Genomic DNA, 21,844 nt, shown 5'->3' on the forward strand with positions numbered 1-21,844 from the left:
TCCTCTACAATAAATCTTCACACATTTATTGAGGTTCCCTAACCACAACATATGCTTATAAGTGTCTATTTTTAACTAGATAACGTGAAACTTTAATCAGTGAGGGGCTTCTTTACGGGCAGTTAATGCAAGGGAAAAGAGGTGCTGCTTTCTATCATTTATATTCATCTAATTTGGTTGTCTCTAATTATAATCGCCTGCACTGAACTTCTAATTTTCACCTATCTCTTCCCCCTTTCACAATACTTGCGTCAAAAGCACTTCTATCTTAAAAATGACCATAAAATACATGCAATAACATACAAGAAACCCGAATAATAGAATTTTTGAATTATCCACTATCCGGGTTATATATCTAACTTTTTTTTATTTTTTCTTATACCATTCATGAATACGGGCTACATCCTCTTCACGCACATGCTTCAATTCATAATGACGTCCCGCAACACTGCAAGCTACTGCTACAATATACGTATACAATCTATCTTTTCGCTGAAAGTATGATTGCGTTTTTGTCATTGCTTGTACATGTCTTCTTTTCACAAATCCTGTATACTTTGCAATGCCCCTGTACACAAGCGTTAACTGATCAGATTTTATCGCATATCCACCCGTTTTATACTTGCCATATCCAAGAATCGTAAAGAACAAAAATAATGGCACTAATACAAATAAAGCACTATATTGCTGAAAATATACACTCGCTCCTATAATCGGTACTGCTACAGCTACAAAAATCATCCAACTCATAATGAGATAACGGCGTAATGCTGCTTTCGGTAAATGGACGATCTCCTCTTCCATTTCATAAGGCAAATCTAAATATGCCAGCAACTCTTGCACATCTTTTTTCTTCATGAGCGGGTGCAAGATGACATTCATATTATTTGTATCTATGCTCTGAATGACTTCTACTTCAATAGAACAATACCCAAACGGTTGACGAAGGATTCCTTCTTTCATTGTCAATGCCTGAATCCGGTGCAGTTTTAACACAATCTCTTTCTTTTCAAGTAGCCCTTGTGAAATACGAATTTCATTTCCATTTCTCTGCACTGTAAAGTTCGCATGTTTTAACGCATAACCAATTGTAGAAATGATCCATGAGATTACAATTAAAATAGCAACCATACATAACAAATCATACACACTATTGTCTTTCACATACGTTTCTACTTTTTCTATTAACCATTTCGGAAGAACGTTATCAAATTGTGTATAAAGGAAAATCAACCCAGAAAATAATAAACCGAACCGACCAGATGTAATAGATGCTAGCAAAATTTCTTTTGGCGTTAACTGATAGACAGTTGTATTTGTTTCTGATGGTAGGATTTCCTCTTCTTTTAAAGTTTTCTTACTTTCTACTTTATTTAATAAAGCGATTAATTCTTTCGCTTGCTCTTCCTTAATGCCAGCTAACGTCACCTCTGGGTCCTTTCCGCCACCAGCCGTTTCAATTTTAAGCTTCGTTAACCCAAATAACTGATAGATGATATTTGAAGCTGTACTAATTGTTTGCACACGCTCTTTATTTAAATAGCTTTCTTTTTTGACAAATACCCCGTGTTTTATATGTAAAATATTATTTTCAATCCAATACACTTTAAAGTACCATTTCACAAACGAAAATATGGCCAAAATCAACAAAAAACCTAGAATGAAAATGGGAAATAAGTACCAAGGCTCTACTTCATCTTTAGGACCAAATAAAACAATGATAATAAGGGGAAATAAACTAGAAATCCTTATATCAACTAATATAGTAATCGGATGTTGCCTCTTATACATCCTTATCACTCACTTTCGCAAGTTCCCCAATTTGTCGTTTCAACTGTTCTGCCTCTCTCTTTGTTAGTCCTGGAATACTATGAGAAGTCGCTGCCGTTGAAATTTGTAATTCTGCTAGCTCATATTTTCTCATAATCGGCCCTTGTTCAATCGTCACATGCTGAACACGAATCATTGGAACTAACACACGCTTTACAACAAACATCCCTTTTTGAATTTCAATCTCTTCTTCATCTAATCGATAGCTATAATAACGCTGACGTAGTTTCGGAAAGATAAAATAATCTAGTGGCGTATATATAATCGTGGCAACGACCAATATACTAAACAACCAACCCCACCAATTAAACTTGATCATAAAAAAGAGATATGCTAAAACGATACTTACAAGTACCCCTGCACCAATTAATGCATGGATTTTCCACACTTTGACCATATTAGGATGAATTTCATTTTCTAATGACTGCATTTGATCACTCCAAATTTAGAAATCTATTAAATATGTATACTTTGTAATATGCCATAATCATACAATACAAAACAAGGAAGAATAAACATTTTTTGTAAAAATAAAACTTGTTATTTTCTGAATATGTAGAATACAACCAACAATAGATTAGATTAGATTTACGTATTTTACTTTTCCAGTCATTGAATATTTCCCTGGATTTGAGTCAATATATTTATGATAGGACTGAACCTTTTAACTATATTACACTATTATTAATGTGTATATTAAATTATAAGTATATAGTGAACCGTTGAAAGTAAACTTTTAATAATAGATAAAAATACTTTGTTATCCATATCATCCGTAAACATAAATATCCAATAAAGATATTTAATTACAAATATCTTTATTTAATTTATAATTATATTTAGAAAATAGAATAGGAAGGTCTTGGTGATATGTTAGGTATTGATGTTATAAAAACAACAGAGGAACTAATTATTAAATGGCAATTAGCAAAAGTTAGTATTCCATTAAATGAAATTATTGAAGTTACTGAAGATGATACTTATGCTGGTATTGAAAAAGCTGATGCGATTCGAATAGGAACAGCATATGGCACAACTGATCGCATTTTAATTAAAACTAAAAAACAGAATTATATATTATTTACCACTAATAAGGTTTCAATTTTAAATAAAATAAACGCTTAATTACTTAATGATTTAACATGATTTTTTAGAAAAAAAGGCGACTAATGTAAAGTCGTCTTTTTTTTCTTCTTATAATAAATATGAAAGTAAACCTCTTATTATTAGTTTACTTTCAAGATACTTGTTAACTAAATAATTATCTTCAGCAAAATAGGTTGATTTTTTCTACCCCTCGTGAATTTCTTTAATACTTTTTCCTTCTAAAAATGCATGTCCCGTTTTAATTTTTTCTACTGTTTCAAATCCATACTTTTCATACACTTTTTCTACTGTTTCGTTAATTGGGATCACCCAAAGATTATCTAGTCCTCTATTCATTACTTCACTTTGAATAAAATGAATGAGTTCACCTATTAATCCTTTACCTCTAAACTTTTCAATTGTAGCTACACTTTCCATTCGAGCCTGTTTTTCATGTTCAAAAATACAAGCGATGGAACATGCTACTCCATTGTATCTAAGTAGATAGTGAGTGAATGCTGGATGTTGGAATTCATCTTGAAAAGCTTTTTTTCTAACTTCGCCTCCTAACTCTTTTATACTACATTCAATATCTAAAGCTTCTTCAAAATTTAATTCAGATACCTTTTCAATAGTAACTTTTTCATTTTTATCTTTTTTAGTCAATTTCTTATTCCATAATTGGATTGGACTTATTAATTCTTCAAACCCAAAATTCTTTATTTGTAATTCAGAAATCAGTTTTTCTTGCATATCTAAGTTGTATATATAAAATCTAGGTATTATATTTTTAGTCTTATAGAAATGAACTACTTCATTTACTATCATTTGTGGATTCAAACTTACTACACTTACATGTGCATGATTTGCATCATAATAACATGGGTTATTTTCATTATAAAATATAGAACCCCATGATTTCTCTATTCGGCTAGTAAAGGTTTCAAGATATGCAAAATCAAGCTCAAGAACATTCTTTAAACTAGTCATACGATATTCCCTCTTCTCTATTTTTTCTTTAATATCTTCTGTACTTTATTATACATTTAAATATTTTAATTTTTAGTTTTTTAGTTAAAATATATCTCATACCATTCAAAAAAATATTTTCAAGAAAAAATGAAAAAGAAAACTGAACTAAATTAACCATCTAGTCCAGTTTTCTTTTTCTTGTATAAACGATTTATTAAATCAATAATCCAAGAATTAATAATAACTACTGTGAAAATAACTAAAATAGCAACAATATTTTGATTTGAAGATATGTATGGTATCAGTGGGCCACGTACCACCCAAAAAAATATAAGAGCAAAAACTAAAGACCAAATAAATTTCAGCATTAATTCGTCCCCTTTTCTAATAAATATAGCACAAACAAATTAAAATTTTAAAAATCAAATGTAAACTTTTTATTATTAGTTTACTTTCAAATCCTCTGATATCCTCAAAACCAACAATAAAAGTATACATTCAAAACAATATAAATAAAGGGATTAAATCCCATGCAAGCAAAAAAACGAGTATCTCATCACTATTGAGATACTCATCAAAGAAAGCATAAATTAACTAGTAGTATTTAGCTCCTTACTGTATTTCTTTACAAAAAACGCCATTATTAACGTAATAATTCCTATACTTAAACCAAGTAATTGATCTAACGAAATTACATCACGAAAAATCCAACGTATAATAAATCCCATACCAAATACTAATACAAGTAAAAAACCAAAATATCTTAGTCCTCCATATACGTCTTCCATACCCACACCCCTTTTAACTTCACAACTAAATTATACCATATTGTGGAATTCAAGTAAGGGTATCTAAATCAGTTCACATAACCCCACTTATCAGTAGCAAAAAAGAATCCAAAGATCGGATTCTTTTTTATTTTACTTATATATGACGGGACCCCTATATATGCTATAAAACAATAATCTGTACAAATTGAATATTTTTATATCGAAAACTATGAATATTTTTTCCACAACATAAACATTCATACAATAAAAAGGCACCTTTTTAACTTTACTTATTGTACACCATATTGAATATAACTCGCATCATAATAAATCCATTCATTTGTTCCTAAACAAAGCCAGCCATCTTGTTCACCCCATACTCGATACGCTTCTCCATGATGTAATTGACGTATAATATTCCCGCTTAGCGATGGTACATCTCGTAAATTTACGTTATCTCCAGTGATAGTAGCAACGTAATGTTTATACTGAATATAACTAGGATCATCGTAAACCCATTCATTGGTCCCTAAACAAAGCCAATTATTTTGTTCACCCCATACTACATATTCTTCTCCATGGTTCAATTGACGGATCACACTTGCTTGTAAGGATGGACCACTTCGTAAATTAACATTATTTCCATTAATGACAGCAATTCCATATACCGATGTTGCGTTGCCAGATGATGATCCACCATCCTTTAATGCATCTAAAGAAATAGCCGCTGATACATCACAATTCCCTACCCCTGAAATATAACCAGAATCTGTATATTGCCAAGCTGTCCATTTTGTCCACCCACCACAATCAACAGGTGGAGTATTGGAATATCTTGCAACCCAAAGTGGCACATCACTTAGTCCACTAATCCCAAATTCAGTGATATACCAAACACCTGTATATAACATTACATTTTTCCCAGTAGCTTGTTTCACATAATTAATAAAATCTCTTGCCCACTTGGATAGAAATGCTCCGGTTATGTTACTTGTATTTGAATTTGTTGGAGATTCAAAATCTAAAACTGGTATAAGATCCGTTTGATTTTCTTGTAAAATATTAACAAAATACTTCACCTCGGAAATCGCATCATTTTGATCCGGGTGAGCAAAATGATAAGCTCCTATCAATACACCAGCACTTCTCGCCGCTTGTACATTTTGAACGAAAATAGGATCTGTATAACCTACACCTTCCGTTGCTTTCGCATACGCTGCTGGAATCCCTGAGGTTTTAACAGCATTCCAATCAATAGTCCCTTCCCAATGCGATACATCAATAAACTTAGTATCTGAACTTGATCTATTTTGCATACCATATTCTCCTATCAAAAATATTTTTCTTCCATATATGGTATGTACGATTTTAACGGACGGACACTATCACATTCTCATCAATTTTTCCTCAAGAATATCACAAAAAGAATCTTATTTTTTATCTCATTTCGAAAGGAAACTTTAGTATATTAGTTTACAATTAATAAAAAAGTTTAATCAAAACCCAATTGGTTTTTTTGAAGTAATGAAATATCGCGTCTTTCTTCAAAACATCGTGACTTTATTTCAAACCCACACAAGAAAAATTAAATTACCTGTGCACTAAGAAGTATAGCGAACAGGTAATCTAGGTGTTTTGATGTTTGTCCCATTTTCAGAACTCACTTCACTAAGAGGGATGAGGCTGATTACGAGTGCCCTGCATCAATGTTTGTATTTTGAATCCCGATTTTTCCTGATTTAATTTTGCTCCGGAACAGTGCAAAGTATACAAGAGTTCCCGTTAAAAATAGTGTTCCGCCTACAATTGCTACTTCATGGAACATATCAGGGATGGTCAATATCCCCATTTCGAACACGAGCCATATTAAAGCACCGTACGTGACAGGTGCTCTCCATTTCCCTAAATTAAATGCCTCTGCGTCAGGTAAATCTTTTCTACGCAAATAGTAAGCCAAAACTGTTATGAAGTATAAAGACGGATGTTGATCCGACTAGCAAAGTCAAAGAATCAGAGAATAGGCTCGCTATAATATCGAGCACTAATACAAGCACAATTGCATTTACCGGTACGGATGTTCTTGGGTTTACCTTTTTAAAATAACGCGAAGCAAAAAACACATCATCCCGCGCCATTGCATAAATGATACGGGAAGCAGAAGCCATTCCGATTAAGCCACATGCGAAAATGGAAATGATAACAAGAAGCATAAACAAAGTGCCAATGAATTGGCCTAGCTTTGTTTTAATAATAAGTGGAAGCGGGTTGACAGAAGCTGTCACATCGGCTAAATCTGAAATGGAAATTGTAACAGTAAAAAGAAAAGCAAATCCAATGATACCGCCAATCAGCAATGCGAAAAATACAGCACGCGGTACATTTTTGCTCGCGTCAATTGTTTCTTCCGAAAGATTCGCCGCGGCTTCAAAGCCGACCATGGTCCACGACCCCATCAGCATAGCGATCACAAAGCCACCAAGGTACGTACCGCTTTTTTGCTCGCCAATATTTGTTAGCATATCCCAATTCGGGGTTGTGAATAGCGCAACGATAGCAAGAATGACAAGAATGCCTACCATACCGATTACTTCGGTATATACTGCAATGTCATTGAGACGAGAAGCCAGTTTTACGCCGAAAATGTTGAGGACAGCCTGTAGCAGTAAGGTTGCGAGTACAATATACAAAAGGGTCTTCCCACCGATATTCCAGCCGAACACATCCGCAATGAGTGGAGCCAGGCCAAAATCAACGGCAGGAATGACAATGACAAAAAAGCAAAATCCGAGCCAGCCGGAAAACCACCCTAATCCTTGATTTGCCAGCCGCGTCACCCATTGATACGAGTAGCCGCTGAGTGGCATTCTCCCTGCCAATTCAGCAATAACAAGAGCGACAAGCAAGTGACCTGCTAATACGATTGGCCACGTCCAAATACCTGCGGGCCCCGCATTGTTTAAAACAAATCCAAAATTCGTGAAAATGCCCGTTGTGATGGACATAAATGAAAACGCGACTGCAAAGGAGCTAAAAAATTTTAAAGACCTTTTTAACTCTTGCTTGTAGTGATATTTCTGCATGTTATTCGTTTCCTGCTTGACTTTTGTGTGCATAAAAAGCCTCCTTCCACTTTTCCTGTACGTTGTATATCTTCTTAGCTTGTTTCCATCCTTTCTCTTTTTTTATCTTGAAAATTCAGTCTTTTTAGAGCGATTTCATTCACTCTCCTCTATTGCAATTACCATACCAATTATACAATTTGCGTCATGCTTGGATTTTGCAAGCTTTTCACTGTTTAAAATGTTGCCCCAATATGAAATTTTGAATAGTTTATTCAAGATTTCATATTCCGTCGGGGACTGATTTTCTGTTTTAAAGATATACAAAAAAGAAAAAGCTAGATCCAGACTAGCTTTTTTACATAATCAGCGTTATTGGTATTCAATTAAAACAAATACTACTACTCAACCATCTACAATTCCCATATAATTGAAATATCCTATGTATAGAGGTGAAATTATGGATTCTTCTTCGTTTTACTCTATTGTGATCATAGTTGCTGCGTTGGTCTTATGGCGTAGAATCAGGGCAATGCATCGTCCTATTAAAGGAAACGGAACCCGTCTTCTCTTACCCATACTATTTTTGTTATTACCCTGCATTCCCATCATCTTAAATCCAAAAGCACATGCCGCTGGCTGGGAATGGATTTGTGCAGTTATCTTTGGGTGCCTTTTGTCAATTCCACTTATTTGGACCACTAACTATGAACTCCGATCCGATCAGCATATTTATGCTGTAAGAAACAAGAGCTTTATCATTACCTTTCTCATCATACTTATTATCCGATTTTTACTTCGTGATTATTTAAAATGGCTAGGTCCAGAAACAGAAGCAGCACTATTTATGACTGTAGCGCTGGGGTATATCTTACCTTGGAGAATTATCTCTTTCATCAAATTTCGTCAACTATACAAAAGTCGAATCCAAACTAACGACAACATTGACTTCCGATAACCCCACTTATCAGCAGTCAATGTATCTCGAAACCTATAAAAAAAGTCCCTACAGAATATCTGAAGGGGCTTTTTACTCACATAATCATAATCATCATTATCAATAACAAAGTAAGGCTCACTTTTTATCTATGACTCCTAAACAGAAGTAATCATTACCGTACCCGATAAACGAAATTATAGGTAGTTAGTTACACCATTCTTATTCATTTCATACAATATACATTGGTTAAATGACTACTCTTTTATAAAAGGAGGTGCACAAATGATTCCTTATTCTGGTATGCCGTCTCAAATGTATTCGGGACGGATGTTGTCTACAGACAGTCAAATACCTCAAATGGTACCCACCCAGTCCTTGTTGTTGCAAGGCAAACAGCTCGTAATCAAATTGAAATAACTTATGACCAGCCTACTGATTTAGAATCTGCAATAAATGTAAGAAATTACTGGATTAGAAATAATCTAGATAGACCAGCAGTTGGAGAGCTTGTGGAGATAAAAAAGTAAGTTCAGCTGATACCTCATGCAAAAAAACACCGTCTTTTCTGTTCGTTCCCTATAAAGATTCTACTCTTACAAACACAATTAACACAGTTCAAATAAATTGAACTGCGCTACTAAAGTTGTTTAATATTGTTTAACCTAATCCCATTTTGAACAATCGAATTACAGCATTTTATATATCTCAATTAAGTTATCGTCAGGGTCACGAAAATGTGCAACACGCGCTCGCCATTCCTCACGATCATGCGGTTCATTAACAAATTCAATTCCTTTTTCTTTGAAACGGTTATAAATCTGATCGACATCTTCAACTTCAAATTGAAGCAAGAATTTTGATTGGGACTCAGCTTCTAAAGGCTTATTTCCTTCTCCGACCAATTCGGCCATCACGTTTCGAGATACAAGCTCAATTTTCGTTTCTCCATTATTGAAAAGCGCATATTCCATGTTTTCCTCGTACCAACTCACTGGAAATTCCAATAGATCTCTGTAAAACACGGCACTTTTCTTAAAATCTTTGACCAAAAGTCTTATTTGCAACAACTTCAAATCAATCATCTCCTAAAAAATACTATTGAAGAGCCAACACCATCGTCATTCATTGAACATTTCGTTACTGATTCCAATATCCCTTCATGTTTCATGTAATTATCCTGCTGTGTTATCTGTATAACAAATGAAACAACATTATTATCATTCAACACTTTCTATCGTGATACAGAAAGAATATTCTCTATATGGTTAAGTTTTGAGATTAAAGCTTTAGAAAATAGAATAAGGAAGCACTCTTCATCAATTAAAGTTGCTTCCTACCTTCCAATGTGCCATCAAATGCAGTTGTCTAGAACTACAATATATATTCGTTAAGATTAGACTTCTTAAGTGTAGCCCCAATAGTCGCTACTATCGTGAAAATTGAATCACTATATATTCTATGTTTAGCTAGTTTTATTGATATGTAATATTAAATATTTATTTTGGTTTTGCAACGCCCTCTACATGAATACATGTACTTTTTCATACGGATATTACTCACCTTTATAGGCTCATCATATCCGTATGTCTAAGCAAATGTATTAAAGTTTTTGTACCAAAAGATACAGTTTAACGTTTGATGGCTTTTAAAATGTCCTGGTATTTCCATGATTTTGAGCTACCTGACTGGATTTTATTTGCTAATTCATTCGTGTAATTTGTTGTTGCTGCCGCAAATTTATTACGATCCCACTGGTGATCTTGAGCGATTTGTGCATCAGACAGATTATAGTATGAATAAGTTACTCGTCCTTGCACATCTGGAATTGGATCATCAAAAGTTGTATCAAGATGGTACCATTTTCCTTCAATTTTCACTTGATTCCAAGCATGTGGTTGTCCATTTCCAGTTCCTGTTACAATATGATTTTCTATTCCAGCCTCTTTTAACAATTGATAAGTTAATAATGCATATCCCTGACAAACAGCAGAACGGTTTGCTAAAGCTTCATACGCTGTATAAGCTTGGAAAGAAGTATCATAAGAGACATGTTTTACAACATAATCATGAATTGCTTTTACTTTCTCGTGTTCATCCATACCAGCTTGAACAATGGAATTGATAATTGATTTCGCTTGTGTCTTTACATAGTTCGTTTGTTCTTTAGATTCACGGTATGTAATCTTTAATGTAAACGTGTAATTTCCTGGAATACCACGAATAGAGTATTGTGTATTTGCGATATTATAATTTAAGTATTCGTTAGATTCGACTGCCTTGTCGTATTCTTTAACAAGTGTATCCATAACTTCATTAATATTAGAGTTTTTGGATTTGTATGTCATTGTTATATTTTCTTCTTGATTATTAATATGCTTTTTTATTTCATTTTGAAATGCGTCTAATAGTTGCCCGTCAGGTCGTGAAACGTTATTTGCATTTGCAGCGTTTGGATTCCAAACACCATTACTTTCAAAGTAATACTTTTTACCATTATCTTGGATCCAGCCTGTTTGCATTGCTCCGCTTCCACTAAAGTAGTACCATGCTCCATTAATTGACTGCCAACCTGTTTGCATTGCTCCACTTCCGTTGAAGTAGTACCATGCTCCATTAATTGACTGCCAATTTGTTTGCATTGCTCCACTTCCGTTGAAGTAGTACCATGCTCCATTAATTGACTGCCAATCTGTTTGCATTGCTCCACTTCCGTTGAAGTAGTACCATGCCCCATTAATTGACTGCCAATCTGTTTGCATTGCTCCACTTCCGTTGAAGTAGTACCATGCCCCATTAATTGACTGCCAATCTGCTTGCATTGCTCCACTTCCGTTGAAGTAGTACCATGCCCCATTAATTGACTGCCAATCTGTTTGCATTGCTCCACTTCCGTTGAAGTAGTACCATGCTCCATTAATTGACTGCCAACCTGTTTGCATTGCTCCGCTTCCGTTGAAGTAGTACCATGCTCCATTAATTGACTGCCAACCTGTTTGCTTCGCGCCGTTTACATTGTAGTAATTCCATACCGATCCAGTTTGTTTCCACCCTGTATCAGCACTTGCATAAGTAGCTACTGTTGACCCCATAACTGTTAGACCAACTGCCATAGCTAACATTTTGATATTTTGTTTCATAAATTCATATTCCCCTTCTGTTGACCTATTTATCTATCAAGCATTAACAGTAAGGGCGTTGCAAAACTAAAATAAATATTCAATATTATAAGTTTTTCGTTTTCATAGACAATATTAGCGACTAAACAACAAGATTTGAAGTGTACAATTATAATATTATAACAAAAATTCCAATCATTTTTCATGCGATATTGCATAAAAACGATTGGAAAGAAAATAGAGGTTGCCATTCACTTGTTTGTCTATCAATTAACTGTCCTGCTGTTTTATTCGCATAACAAATGAAACAACATTATTATCATTCAACACTTTCTATCGTAATACAGAAAGAATAGTATTTTTTCGTTTTTTGGGTAATGATTTGCCTTAACTTGATGAATCCCTTTTTTACATATAAGTCGCTGCTATGAAAAACAATATGGACTTGCACTCGTTTTCTCTCTCTGGTTTCACTTGGCATGGAGAAAAAAAGAGCTGACCGCTTCTATCCATGATCGAATCCTCTCTCCTACCCAAAAAGAATGGTTTTCTATCAATTTTTCATTTTATATAATTTTGATTTCCAACATACAAATTACGGTTATGAAAACAAAAGCAGATCTCCACTCATTTTCTCCTTTTGTTTTCACTTGGCATGGGGCTAAAAAAGGATCTGACCGCTTCTACGCATGGCCAGATCCTCTATTCCCCCTCTAAAAAGAAAAGGTTTGTCTTTTTTCTATTTAGGTTTCTACTTATTCTTATACCAATCTAACATACACTCTGCATCTTCTAAACGTGTATGCTCTAATTTATAATTTGTGGATGCACTAGAGAAAGTCTGCGAACATAAATGCGCTCCACGCTGAAAATAAGATTGCGTTTTCTCGATTGATTGTACATGTCTTCTTCTTACTAAACCTGTATATTTAGCAATGTTACGATACACCATCGTTAACTGTTCTCCTTCTACTCTATAGCCACCTGCACGGAATGTCGCATATCCGAGTGACAAAAGTAATCCAAACAAAGGTAACAGTGTCCAAATCACAAAATATTTTTCAAAATATACACTTGCACCTGTAATCGGAACTGCTAATATACAAAAGAAAAGAAAACTCTCTAATAAATAGCGGCGCAGTGCCGTTTTTGGCAAGGCTGTAACATTTTGATTTAGTTCATATGGCAACTGCAAATGAGCAAGCAATTCTGCGACGCGGTCTTTCCGAATGACCGGATGAAGCGTAACATTCTCCTCACCTTTTTCATTGTTTTGAATCACTTCTACATGTACAGAGCAGTAACCAAATGGTTGACGGAATATCCCTTCTTTTATCGTGATCCCTTGAATGCGGTGCAGCTTTAACACAAGTTCTTTTCTTTCTAGAAGTCCTTGTGAAATGCGAACTTCATCATTTTTCCGATGCACGGTAAATTTCGCGTGCTTTAAGGCGTAACCAAATGTGGATACAATCCAAGAAACAACAAGTAAGACCGCAACCATATAAATCCAGCCATACACATCATGATCCATCACATATGTTTCTACTCTTTCTTTCATCCATTTCGGGATATATTCATCTACTTGGGAGTAAATAAAGAATAATAAAGAGAACAACAAACCAAATTGACCAGATGTAACGGATGCTAATAAAATCTCTTTCCAAGTCAACTTATATTCCGTCCGATTTTCTTCTGTCAAACTAGCATTTACAGTATCCTCTTCTATTTCTGTATGTTCCTCTGCCCGTTCATTTAACATTGTAATTAATGTTTTTGCTTCGTCAGCTGTAATACCAGCTAAGCTAACCTCAGGCTCACCACCACCGCCAGCTGTTTCAATTTTGAGCTTCGTTAAACCTAATATTTGATATAACATACTTGAACTTGTATTAATCGTCTGTACGCGCTCTTTATTCAAGTAACTTTCTTTTTTCATAAATAGTCCTTGTTTAATGTGCAGTACATTATTTTCGATCCAATATAATTTATAGTACCACTCAACAATAACAGAGATAACTGAAATCACTAAGAAACCTATCGGTACTAAATACCAAAATGGAAATTTCCCTTTTAAACTAAACAGAAAAATAATAAATAGTATAAAGTCTGTAATCTTTAATTCAAGTAACATTGTGATTGGATGCTGCCTCTTATACATCCTCATCACTCACCTTCGCAAGTTCTCCAATTTGTCGTTTCAATTGTTCTGCTTCTCTCATCTTTAAACCTGGAATACTATGAGAAGTAGCGGCAGTTGAAATTTGTAATTCTGCTAAATCATATTTTCTCATAATTGGACCTTGCTCAATTGTAACGTGTTGCACGCGGATCATTGGAACTAATACACGTTTAACCGTAAACATTCCGTGCTGAATTTCTAATTCTTCTTCATTTAACCGATAGCTGTAATAACGCTGACGTAATTTCGGAAATATAAAGTAGTCAAACGGTGTATACACAACCGTCAATCCAATAAGTACATAAAACAGCCAAGCCCACCAATTAAATTTAATCATGAAAAAGAGATAAGCAAGGATTACTAATACACTTATGCCTAGTTCAATTAAAACACGAGCTTTCCAAACTCTGACCATATCAGGATGAATTTCATTTTCCAATGGCTGCATCTAATCACTCCAAATTTAGTAATCTAATATATGAATTCTCTCATTTTACTATTTTACAGAAAATTACATGGAAATAGAAATGTTTTTATTATAATTCTTTCTTTTCATCATCTTTCTTCTCCGGGATGAAATAGCCGAACCAAATAAACCAAATGAGGCTAATCAATGCTGTCCAGTCTTTTTCTCCTTGAAACACATCAATTACATTCGGAAACTTATAAACTCCAATTAACCCAAGGAAGCCAAGCCACCAGTCTTTTCGAAATTTCATCTTTTCCTTCTCCTCTCTACCGATTCATTGATTCTATCTATTTTCGATTCCCAATATCCGCATCTCGGCTATGAAAACAAAAGAAGACCTGCACTCATTTTCTCTTTTTATTTTCACTTGTTGTAAAGTAAAATATAGTCCCTTCTTCACTTGATTGTAACGTATATTTTATATTGAGCATTCTAGATATATCCTGAATGATTTTTAATCCTAGCCCCGCTCTTTTACGATTCATATCGAAACCAATTCCATTATCCTTAATAGAAACAACCTTATTTTCAATGGTTATCTCAAGTTTCTTAGCTTTTGAATGTTTTAACGTGTTCTGGAAAATGTTATCAAATAACCTTTGAATCCATAAATCGTTACTCGTCCATATTAAATCCTTATTTATTGGATTATATATTAATTCAATATCATGAATACTATACAAATAGTCCCACTTTTTAACCATATCTTCTAATAAATCGTGTATATTCACCTCATGATTTAAAACATAAGAACTCTCTAATGTATCAGTGGATTGTAAATTAAATTCATTGGTTAATTCTGCAATATACTGTATTTGTTGATATAACGATTCTAGTATTGGTGCTTGATCATTATATTGACCTTCTAAGTAGAATAATTGTAACCTAACAGCTGTTAAAGGTGTGTTAATATCATGTCTTAATTTATTTAAAAGTTCCTTTTTTATTTCCTCTTGCTGTTTAAGTTCTAATTCTCGATATGTAGTTCTTTCAATTAATAAATTTACCGCCCTGACGAGTTCCCCTATTTCATCGTCGTTTTTAACATCTAATTTATTCGGAACCTTTTCATCACTAGCTAAATTTCGAATGGTTTTATTCAATATATTTATTTTATTTAATAGTGAATTAATGGATTTCGAAAATAAAAAGGCTAACAATAATAACGATAAAAAAAAGACGCCTAGCATAGTAGGATATGCAAAAGATTCATGAAATGGAATATTGTTATTTTTCGTTTTAAAGGCAAGATTATAAATGACTGACATAAAGATACTAATCAACAGTAATAAAAACGGTACGCTTATAACAGCAGAAAATAATAATAACTGGTATTTTTTCTTTAATTTCATTTCTTTATATAGGTATTTAATCTATACCCTTCTCCATATATATTTTGAATAATTTCACCCGTGTTATCATTGATTTTTGTTCTTACTTTTTTTATGTGCACATTCACGATATTTTGATTTCTATCTTCGAGTTGCCATAAATAATCAAAGAAATGTTCTTTCGTTAAAATACGATTCCTATTTTCATATAAATAGAAGAATATTTTACGCTCAATCGCAGTAAACTCAACTTCATTATGTAAGTTATTGTTGAAAACTTTTTTATGCTCAGCATCAATATATAAATGTTTGATTTGTGTAAAAGTACCATAGCGATTATCTAGCATTTTCTGCATTCTTAGTAATAGTTCTCTAGGATCAAAAGGCTTTATCATATAATCCTCTCCGATTGTTAAACCTTGGAGTTTGCTGTCTATATCGCTTCGAGCAGATAGAAAAATAATTGGAATATTTAGTCCTAGATTTTTTATTTTCTTTGTAATTTGATAGCCATCTTCACCTGGCAACATAATATCCATTATGACTAAATCTATCTCGTGGATGATATCAATAACTTCTTTTCCTTCTTTCTTCCAACATACATAATACCCTTCGCGTTGCAAAATCTTTTGTAATACATCTCCAATCATTAAATCGTCTTCAACAATTAAAATTTTATATCCCTTCATCACATAGACCTTCCATTTTCAAAATAAGAATCTCTTAATGTTTTTCTACTTTTTTATTGATAAAATCCATGGCAAGATTATATATCTCATCAGGCTCATATAAATAAATGCTGTGCGTACCTTGAATTTTTATTACATCTGCTATCAATAGTTGCTCTGCAAACTCCTCATAATCTTTGTTTTTTTGTTTTGTATATTTCGAATTTTTATTTTGTTCAGCGATCGCATCTAAAAATAAAATAGGTGTTTCTTTTGGTATCGGTAGGTTAACTGATTTTTTACCATTATTGTAACTCTGTAAAAGCTCTTGCTCCATATCATTATTAAAAAATTGTTTATATGATAGTGCTTTATACATTTCTTTTTCATGTTCAGTTAAAAAAGATTGCCGGATCACCTCGGGATTATACGTAACAGAAGGAAAAAGACGATGTACACCCATTTTCGTTAACAGATTGAATCCTCTTACTTTTAATGAATCCACTAGGTTCATTTTATGAGTTACGTATTGCTTCGGTAAACTAATATCTAAAGCAATAATTCCCTTCACTTCATTTGGATACTTTTGTGCCCAGTAAATTGCTTCGATACCCGAGATAGAGTGTGGCACTAATATATACGGAGGTTTATTTCCACTTTGTATGAGCGCTTCTCTACTTTGTTCTAACATCGTATCAATATCTCTATCATCGTGAAAAGCATCACTGTATCCATAACCGGCTCTTTCAATAACCGCAATCTTGTTTTCTTTTGAAAACTTGCTATATAGTCCTTTCAGTTCATAAACAGGAGCAGCTATCCCAGATCCAGACATAAATACATATGTATCCTCACCGCTCCCTTCCTTGTATACATTGATTTTTTTATTATTAAAATTGACTAATGTTCCCTCACTTTTGATTAATGACGATTCTTTACTTAATTGATAATTATGGTATATAAAAACAGATAGTAACACCAGTAAGATAACCGCAATCGACACAATACATATATTCTTTAATACTTTACATAATTTTCTCATAGAATTCTCCTTTCAAGCTATATTGAAAGGATACGATACAAAAATAAATTTCTAATAAATTTTTCTAAATAGAAATCATTTGTTTGTAAAGGAATAATATGCGCCCTTAATTTTAAGCCTTCCAGTCAATGACTGTTGGCAAGCTTTTAAAGTTGTTTCTGTAATGTTTAAAGAAATGAAAGTATTATTTTAATGAACTACATGCTACTGATTTAAAACTTTAATTTATAACGAATTACCTATCAATTTCGACAGGTTTTTTATTGTTTTAGAAGGAATATTATGGTTAATGCCGAATACTCCTGTTTAATAAATTATATAGAGAGATTTTAAAACAAATATAGTGAATAGTGTGCAGTTGAAACTCTAAAAGTGTATGAAGCTAGTTTTCATGTAGACTCTTATATTAGATCTGATGCTCTTTTAGCCCCAAAAGGAATTGCATAGTAACGAACTAAGACAATGAAATTTAATTCTGATAGTACAGGGATTGCAGAATTTTTAAAGGAGACATATATATGGGATATATTATGGATTTGCGTAATTTGGTTGGAAGTAGACCTTTAATTATGGTCGGGGCGTGTGTCCTTGTTATAGATCATGAGCAGCGAGTTTTATTACAACTTCGAAAAGATAATGGATGTTGGGGACTGATTGGCGGTTCTATGGAGTTAGGAGAAACACTTGAACAAGTAGCTCATAGAGAATTGTTTGAGGAAACAGGACTAACGGCTGAGAATCTGAAATTAATTCATACATATTCAGGGGAAGCTTTTTATTATCAATATCCTCATGGTGATGAAGTCTATAATGTTGTGACGGCCTTTGAATGTAAAGAATATAACGGTCATTTAAGTCATGATAAGAATGAGGCAACAGACCTTCAATTTTTCTCTTTATATGACTTGCCAAAAAATATAAGCCCACCAGATAGACCTGTACTCGAAGATTATAAATTAAAATACTCATACCATCACTCACTTCAAAACAATCTATAAATAGCGTAACACGATTACTTCCATTTGTTGAGCACTACTTCCCCAATCATTTTTCTACATATAGAAACGGGTAAAGAATACATACCAAAAGACCTCCAAGTATAGAGGTCTCTTTAATTTCTTTATAACTGATGTACGAATGATTGAGATAATCCTTTTTTACTAAAATCTCATCCACACTCCAACTCCAGATGTTCTTTTTTTAGACATAACCCCCCCCTTTGGTAAGCATAACCAAAGACGGTGAAACTTCGTGACTTCATTTCAAAGCCACATATCAAATCGATATTCCCTTCCGCTGAAGCAACCGCAAACGATAACAATTCATCGTCACTTCTCCGAGGCGTTGCAACAATTGATAGTTTGCATATGCACCGACCGGGGCACCAATAATCGGCACAAGCTGCAGCATCTTCGCTAAATCGATATAATCGCGGTACTCTTGCTGGAATTTCTCCCAGTCCATATGATTTTCTTTCTCTGTGTCCCACGTTTCGATCGCTTTCCATATTTCCTTGCGATGATCATCACTTGAAAATGCTAATTGAAACACGTGCAGAATAAAAAGTCGCTCTTCTTCTTTACTCGTATCGAATCCATACATAGTCGCTGCATCGAATAAAAATTTAATTTTAATGCTGAGCAGGAGCGGAAAATCGGCAAGTCCTAAAAGAATACCACCAGCTCCTGTTCCGGCGCCTTCTGCTGCGGCAATCTTTTTGTACTCGTCCATTTTCTTTAACACTTCTGCATCTCTTCTTTCGAGCGACCAGTCTGTTTCTTTTAACTTCGGTTTTATAAAATTGGATCCGGCGCTAATACCTTGCACCATCTTTTTAATTGTTTCTGTTAACACATTTTGCACTTTTTCTGGAATTAGCTGTTGTACTTTCGTTTGTACCTTTTTCGAAAATCTGGTCATCATAGAAGAACTTTTCATGATTGTAAGTTTCCACTGCTGTAATTCTTTTATGACCTTCCCTTCATATTCAGTCATAAGTTCATTCCTTTCAGTTTAAACGCTCGATGCGCTTTGCACCGTACTGATATACGAAAGCGATACTAAATACTATGCTAGCGGCAAGTAAAATACAAGTCATGATGATATCTTTTGTTGCGAAAGCAAAAATGATGGTAAATACAACACTGCCTATACATAGAATTGCATTTAACAGTTTCAGAAAATCCTGTTTCTTTTCTTCTACGGTCACTGGATATAAATCAAGCCAAAGTTTTAAACGATGATGTTTCCAAAGGCTTAATAGTTGATAACCAATTAAGTATAGAAATACGATACTCACAATGAAACGCCCATATAAAAACGGTATAAAGTAAAGAATTACACCACCAATAACAAGTAAGCGCATATATAAACCAAAGTAGTTGCCTGATCTTAAAAATGTCCGTGTATACAAATATAAATAGGTACGTTTTTCACCAATCATGGAAAGTACAAAATCAAGCCATTTCCGGCGTGACACTCGTTCTTTTAATGCTGGTACATCGACAAACATGTTGGCGATGCGGTACAGGCGCATCATTTTCTTTCCTTCTTCTGCAATTAAGTATTCCCAGTTTAACGGTTTTCCTTGTACCTTTTGATACATGAAAGCAAGGTATACAACCATTACAAAGAGAATTACTCCGATGTAAATCACTGAAGTTCGCTCAACAAGGAAGTATACAAATAACCCGTTACATAAAAAGCGAACAAACCAATCCGCGCGCTGCATGCCTTGATCTGTTAAAAATGATTTTTCCCATGCTACAAATAAATTCCATGCTTTAACGAGAACAAGTGCAGCCACAATCCATATGTAAGCCCCTCCTGTTTGCTTCATCTGCTGGAAATATAGCGGAGCAAGTGCAGCCGCTACAATTACGATTACATATAGCTGAATCATAAATGTAAAGAGAAATGCTTTTGTAAAGTATGGTTTTAATTTTTCTTCAACTGGAAGTAAATACACAAGATCCGCCTCTTTTAATAACGTTTGAATCGATCCTGCTGTTAATACAAGTCCTAATAGTACCGCCATAACTAGCGCGGTCGGAAATGAAGGAGTCAGTGTTTGCAACCATTGCTGATAATAATAGGCCCCTGCTCCAATGATAAATACGAAAATAAATTTTAAATGATCATTAAAAACATACTTACTATATGTACGAACTTCTTTTAAGAAATATTTGAACCGTTCTTTCCATAATGCTTTGCTATTCATAATCTTCTTCCTTTGTTAACGCAATATAAATATCATCTAGCGTCGCACCTGGCATGTTAAATTGTGATTGCAACTCCGATAACGTTCCTTTCGCACGAATTTCACCTTGATGTAAAATAATAAAGGAATCGCAGTAACGTTCTGCTGTCGCTAAAATATGGGTACTCATTAAAATACCAGCACCGCTCTTTTTCATCTTGTCCATCATTTGGAGTAATGATTGAATCGCTAATGGATCGAGTCCAACGAAAGGTTCATCGACAATATAAAGTGACGGTTCAACAAGAAAAGCACTCATAATCATCACTTTCTGCTTCATACCTTTTGAAAAATGAGATGGGAACCATTTTAAACGATTCGTCATTCGAAATTCTTTTAATAATTGTCCGACGCGTTCTTCATATTGCTTCTCATCTATACCATATGCCATCGCTGTTAACTTTAAATGTTCTTCCAATGTTAACTCGTCATATAATACAGGTGTTTCAGGAATAAAAGAAAAACTAGATCGATACGCTGTCATATCTTCTCGAATTGTTTTTCCGTTAATTGTTACCGTACCTTTTTTCGGTTCCATTAAACCGATGATATGTTTAATCGTTGTACTTTTACCAGCACCATTTAAACCGATTAAACCAACAAGTTCACCTTTATTAACAGAAAATGAAACGTTTTGCAGCACCGGCCGCTTCGTATATCCTCCTGTGACATTTTCCACACGTAATAACTGTCCCATATGACACCACTTTCTTCGTTATATTCATTTGTTTGTACAAAAGCATATATTCCATCAGAATGTATATATTCATCTTACCAAAAAACAAAAGATACTACATAGTATCGAATTTCTTCAAAAAAATAATTTCTTTACATATCCTCTGCAAAACGGGACATCATAATTAGTGAAGAAGGAACACATTGAAAAAGCAACCACCAAGTTGATGAACATAGCCTAGCGAAATCATCATGAAATGGGGTGTCCATAATGGACAAAGAAAATTTACACGAAACCAGATAGTTTGTTTTATTTTAGAAACGGGGTGTCTCGAGGAGAGTATATACTGTTTTATAAAATAAACAAGTTCATTTCATAAAGGATTATCATTTCATTGTAAATGGGGTGTCTAAGGCAGAATACGAGCCGAATTGTCACATATTT

Annotated in this window: 22 protein-coding genes; 3 read left to right on the forward strand and 19 right to left on the reverse strand. The window is 33.9% G+C overall.

Annotated elements, in window-relative coordinates; genetic code table 11:
- Nucleotides 1-366: 366 nt before the first annotated feature.
- Nucleotides 367-1,791: a PH domain-containing protein gene (locus C564_RS0120365; protein WP_018766612.1), complete on the reverse strand. Its 1,425-nt coding sequence runs from the start codon at nucleotides 1,789-1,791 to the stop codon at nucleotides 367-369.
- Nucleotides 1,784-2,260 (reverse strand): PH domain-containing protein, encoded by a 477-nt coding sequence (locus C564_RS0120370; RefSeq protein WP_018766613.1) that lies wholly within the window; start codon nucleotides 2,258-2,260, stop codon nucleotides 1,784-1,786. Before C564_RS0120370 ends, C564_RS0120365 begins: the two co-directional genes overlap by 8 nt.
- Before the next feature lie 440 nt (nucleotides 2,261-2,700).
- Between C564_RS0120370 and C564_RS0120375 the strand changes: the two genes are divergently transcribed.
- Nucleotides 2,701-2,955 carry a SunI/YnzG family protein gene (locus C564_RS0120375; RefSeq protein ID WP_003195766.1) on the forward strand — a complete coding sequence of 85 codons (255 nt, stop codon included), beginning with the start codon at nucleotides 2,701-2,703 and terminating at the stop codon, nucleotides 2,953-2,955.
- A 165-nt stretch (nucleotides 2,956-3,120) separates the two neighbouring features.
- On the opposite strand, the gene C564_RS0120380 is transcribed toward C564_RS0120375, so the two are convergent.
- From C564_RS0120380 to C564_RS33635, 6 genes are all read right to left on the reverse strand, one after another.
- Complete coding sequence (locus C564_RS0120380; RefSeq protein ID WP_018766614.1) at nucleotides 3,121-3,906, reverse strand: GNAT family N-acetyltransferase; 786 nt, start codon at nucleotides 3,904-3,906, stop codon at nucleotides 3,121-3,123.
- A gap of 152 nt (nucleotides 3,907-4,058) precedes the next feature.
- The gene (locus tag C564_RS0120385; protein WP_018766615.1) at nucleotides 4,059-4,256 is read right to left on the reverse strand and encodes a hypothetical protein; all 198 of its coding nucleotides are present in this window, start codon (nucleotides 4,254-4,256) and stop codon (nucleotides 4,059-4,061) included.
- 222 nt (nucleotides 4,257-4,478) lie between these two features.
- Nucleotides 4,479-4,676, reverse strand: coding sequence for a hypothetical protein (locus C564_RS0120390; protein ID WP_018766616.1), 198 nt, complete (start codon nucleotides 4,674-4,676; stop codon nucleotides 4,479-4,481).
- Nucleotides 4,677-4,948: 272 nt separating this feature from the next.
- Entirely contained in the window at nucleotides 4,949-5,974 is a 1,026-nt protein-coding gene (locus tag C564_RS0120395) for a GH25 family lysozyme (RefSeq protein ID WP_018766617.1), read from the reverse strand.
- Between the two features lie 371 nt (nucleotides 5,975-6,345).
- Entirely contained in the window at nucleotides 6,346-6,603 is a 258-nt protein-coding gene (locus C564_RS37620; protein WP_231382341.1) for a hypothetical protein, read from the reverse strand.
- Nucleotides 6,596-7,771 (reverse strand): amino acid permease, encoded by a 1,176-nt coding sequence (locus tag C564_RS33635; protein ID WP_018766619.1) that lies wholly within the window; start codon nucleotides 7,769-7,771, stop codon nucleotides 6,596-6,598. The genes C564_RS37620 and C564_RS33635 overlap by 8 nt, the downstream gene beginning before the upstream one ends.
- A gap of 406 nt (nucleotides 7,772-8,177) precedes the next feature.
- Here C564_RS33635 and C564_RS0120405 point away from each other — a divergent pair, with 406 nt between their 5' ends.
- On the forward strand, nucleotides 8,178-8,675 hold the full coding sequence (locus tag C564_RS0120405) for a CcdC protein domain-containing protein (protein WP_018766620.1): 498 nt from the start codon (nucleotides 8,178-8,180) through the stop codon (nucleotides 8,673-8,675).
- A gap of 668 nt (nucleotides 8,676-9,343) precedes the next feature.
- Here the strand turns inward: C564_RS0120405 and C564_RS0120415 are convergent.
- The 8 genes from C564_RS0120415 to C564_RS0120450 all read right to left on the reverse strand — a co-directional run bounded on the left by C564_RS0120415 (nucleotide 9,344) and on the right by C564_RS0120450 (nucleotide 17,465).
- Nucleotides 9,344-9,730, reverse strand: a complete 387-nt coding sequence (locus C564_RS0120415) for a VOC family protein (protein ID WP_018766622.1) — start codon at nucleotides 9,728-9,730, stop codon at nucleotides 9,344-9,346.
- 555 nt (nucleotides 9,731-10,285) lie between these two features.
- Nucleotides 10,286-11,794 carry a transglutaminase domain-containing protein gene (locus C564_RS34125; RefSeq protein WP_018766623.1) on the reverse strand — a complete coding sequence of 503 codons (1,509 nt, stop codon included), beginning with the start codon at nucleotides 11,792-11,794 and terminating at the stop codon, nucleotides 10,286-10,288.
- A gap of 730 nt (nucleotides 11,795-12,524) precedes the next feature.
- The gene (locus C564_RS0120425; RefSeq protein WP_018766624.1) at nucleotides 12,525-13,934 is read right to left on the reverse strand and encodes a PH domain-containing protein; all 1,410 of its coding nucleotides are present in this window, start codon (nucleotides 13,932-13,934) and stop codon (nucleotides 12,525-12,527) included.
- Complete coding sequence (locus C564_RS0120430) at nucleotides 13,927-14,403, reverse strand: PH domain-containing protein (RefSeq protein ID WP_003195753.1); 477 nt, start codon at nucleotides 14,401-14,403, stop codon at nucleotides 13,927-13,929. The genes C564_RS0120425 and C564_RS0120430 overlap by 8 nt, the downstream gene beginning before the upstream one ends.
- 88 nt (nucleotides 14,404-14,491) lie before the next feature.
- On the reverse strand, nucleotides 14,492-14,674 hold the full coding sequence (locus C564_RS0120435; RefSeq protein ID WP_018766625.1) for a hypothetical protein: 183 nt from the start codon (nucleotides 14,672-14,674) through the stop codon (nucleotides 14,492-14,494).
- A 94-nt stretch (nucleotides 14,675-14,768) separates the two neighbouring features.
- Nucleotides 14,769-15,776, reverse strand: a complete 1,008-nt coding sequence (locus tag C564_RS0120440) for a sensor histidine kinase (RefSeq protein ID WP_018766626.1) — start codon at nucleotides 15,774-15,776, stop codon at nucleotides 14,769-14,771.
- On the reverse strand, nucleotides 15,773-16,444 hold the full coding sequence (locus tag C564_RS0120445; protein ID WP_018766627.1) for a response regulator transcription factor: 672 nt from the start codon (nucleotides 16,442-16,444) through the stop codon (nucleotides 15,773-15,775). Before C564_RS0120445 ends, C564_RS0120440 begins: the two co-directional genes overlap by 4 nt.
- A gap of 34 nt (nucleotides 16,445-16,478) precedes the next feature.
- On the reverse strand, nucleotides 16,479-17,465 hold the full coding sequence (locus tag C564_RS0120450; protein WP_018766628.1) for an alpha/beta fold hydrolase: 987 nt from the start codon (nucleotides 17,463-17,465) through the stop codon (nucleotides 16,479-16,481).
- Between the two features lie 518 nt (nucleotides 17,466-17,983).
- Between C564_RS0120450 and C564_RS0120455 the strand changes: the two genes are divergently transcribed.
- Nucleotides 17,984-18,463 (forward strand): NUDIX hydrolase, encoded by a 480-nt coding sequence (locus C564_RS0120455; RefSeq protein ID WP_018766629.1) that lies wholly within the window; start codon nucleotides 17,984-17,986, stop codon nucleotides 18,461-18,463.
- Nucleotides 18,464-18,740: 277 nt separating this feature from the next.
- On the opposite strand, the gene C564_RS0120460 is transcribed toward C564_RS0120455, so the two are convergent.
- Genes C564_RS0120460 through ecsA form a run of 3 tightly spaced genes read right to left on the reverse strand, consistent with a single transcriptional unit; the run spans nucleotide 18,741 to nucleotide 21,421 of the window.
- Nucleotides 18,741-19,460 (reverse strand): EcsC family protein, encoded by a 720-nt coding sequence (locus tag C564_RS0120460; RefSeq protein ID WP_003195743.1) that lies wholly within the window; start codon nucleotides 19,458-19,460, stop codon nucleotides 18,741-18,743.
- 13 nt (nucleotides 19,461-19,473) lie between these two features.
- Nucleotides 19,474-20,685: an ABC transporter permease gene (locus tag C564_RS0120465; protein WP_018766630.1), complete on the reverse strand. Its 1,212-nt coding sequence runs from the start codon at nucleotides 20,683-20,685 to the stop codon at nucleotides 19,474-19,476.
- Nucleotides 20,678-21,421, reverse strand: coding sequence for an ABC transporter ATP-binding protein EcsA (gene ecsA, locus C564_RS0120470; RefSeq protein ID WP_018766631.1), 744 nt, complete (start codon nucleotides 21,419-21,421; stop codon nucleotides 20,678-20,680). The genes C564_RS0120465 and ecsA overlap by 8 nt, the downstream gene beginning before the upstream one ends.
- Between the last annotated feature and the right edge of the window lie 423 nt (nucleotides 21,422-21,844).

This window comes from Bacillus sp. 105MF (assembly GCF_000374885.1).
GTDB classification, from domain to species: Bacteria; Bacillota; Bacilli; order Bacillales; family Bacillaceae_G; genus Bacillus_A; species Bacillus_A pseudomycoides.

What these genes read in the sequence shown, in the direction of transcription:
- C564_RS0120365 (WP_018766612.1), bottom strand. Translation starts at nt 1,791, where the DNA reads ATGTATAAGAGGCAACATCCGATTACTATATTAGTTGATATAAGGATT.
- C564_RS0120370 (WP_018766613.1), bottom strand. Translation starts at nt 2,260, where the DNA reads ATGCAGTCATTAGAAAATGAAATTCATCCTAATATGGTCAAAGTGTGG.
- C564_RS0120375 (WP_003195766.1), top strand. Translation starts at nt 2,701, where the DNA reads ATGTTAGGTATTGATGTTATAAAAACAACAGAGGAACTAATTATTAAA.
- C564_RS0120380 (WP_018766614.1), bottom strand. Translation starts at nt 3,906, where the DNA reads ATGACTAGTTTAAAGAATGTTCTTGAGCTTGATTTTGCATATCTTGAA.
- C564_RS0120385 (WP_018766615.1), bottom strand. Translation starts at nt 4,256, where the DNA reads ATGCTGAAATTTATTTGGTCTTTAGTTTTTGCTCTTATATTTTTTTGG.
- C564_RS0120390 (WP_018766616.1), bottom strand. Translation starts at nt 4,676, where the DNA reads ATGGAAGACGTATATGGAGGACTAAGATATTTTGGTTTTTTACTTGTA.
- C564_RS0120395 (WP_018766617.1), bottom strand. Translation starts at nt 5,974, where the DNA reads ATGCAAAATAGATCAAGTTCAGATACTAAGTTTATTGATGTATCGCAT.
- C564_RS33635 (WP_018766619.1), bottom strand. Translation starts at nt 7,771, where the DNA reads ATGCACACAAAAGTCAAGCAGGAAACGAATAACATGCAGAAATATCAC.
- C564_RS0120405 (WP_018766620.1), top strand. Translation starts at nt 8,178, where the DNA reads ATGGATTCTTCTTCGTTTTACTCTATTGTGATCATAGTTGCTGCGTTG.
- C564_RS34125 (WP_018766623.1), bottom strand. Translation starts at nt 11,794, where the DNA reads ATGAAACAAAATATCAAAATGTTAGCTATGGCAGTTGGTCTAACAGTT.
- C564_RS0120425 (WP_018766624.1), bottom strand. Translation starts at nt 13,934, where the DNA reads ATGTATAAGAGGCAGCATCCAATCACAATGTTACTTGAATTAAAGATT.
- C564_RS0120430 (WP_003195753.1), bottom strand. Translation starts at nt 14,403, where the DNA reads ATGCAGCCATTGGAAAATGAAATTCATCCTGATATGGTCAGAGTTTGG.
- C564_RS0120435 (WP_018766625.1), bottom strand. Translation starts at nt 14,674, where the DNA reads ATGAAATTTCGAAAAGACTGGTGGCTTGGCTTCCTTGGGTTAATTGGA.
- C564_RS0120440 (WP_018766626.1), bottom strand. Translation starts at nt 15,776, where the DNA reads ATGAAATTAAAGAAAAAATACCAGTTATTATTATTTTCTGCTGTTATA.
- C564_RS0120445 (WP_018766627.1), bottom strand. Translation starts at nt 16,444, where the DNA reads ATGAAGGGATATAAAATTTTAATTGTTGAAGACGATTTAATGATTGGA.
- C564_RS0120450 (WP_018766628.1), bottom strand. Translation starts at nt 17,465, where the DNA reads ATGAGAAAATTATGTAAAGTATTAAAGAATATATGTATTGTGTCGATT.
- C564_RS0120455 (WP_018766629.1), top strand. Translation starts at nt 17,984, where the DNA reads ATGGGATATATTATGGATTTGCGTAATTTGGTTGGAAGTAGACCTTTA.
- C564_RS0120460 (WP_003195743.1), bottom strand. Translation starts at nt 19,460, where the DNA reads ATGACTGAATATGAAGGGAAGGTCATAAAAGAATTACAGCAGTGGAAA.
- C564_RS0120465 (WP_018766630.1), bottom strand. Translation starts at nt 20,685, where the DNA reads ATGAATAGCAAAGCATTATGGAAAGAACGGTTCAAATATTTCTTAAAA.
- ecsA (WP_018766631.1), bottom strand. Translation starts at nt 21,421, where the DNA reads ATGGGACAGTTATTACGTGTGGAAAATGTCACAGGAGGATATACGAAG.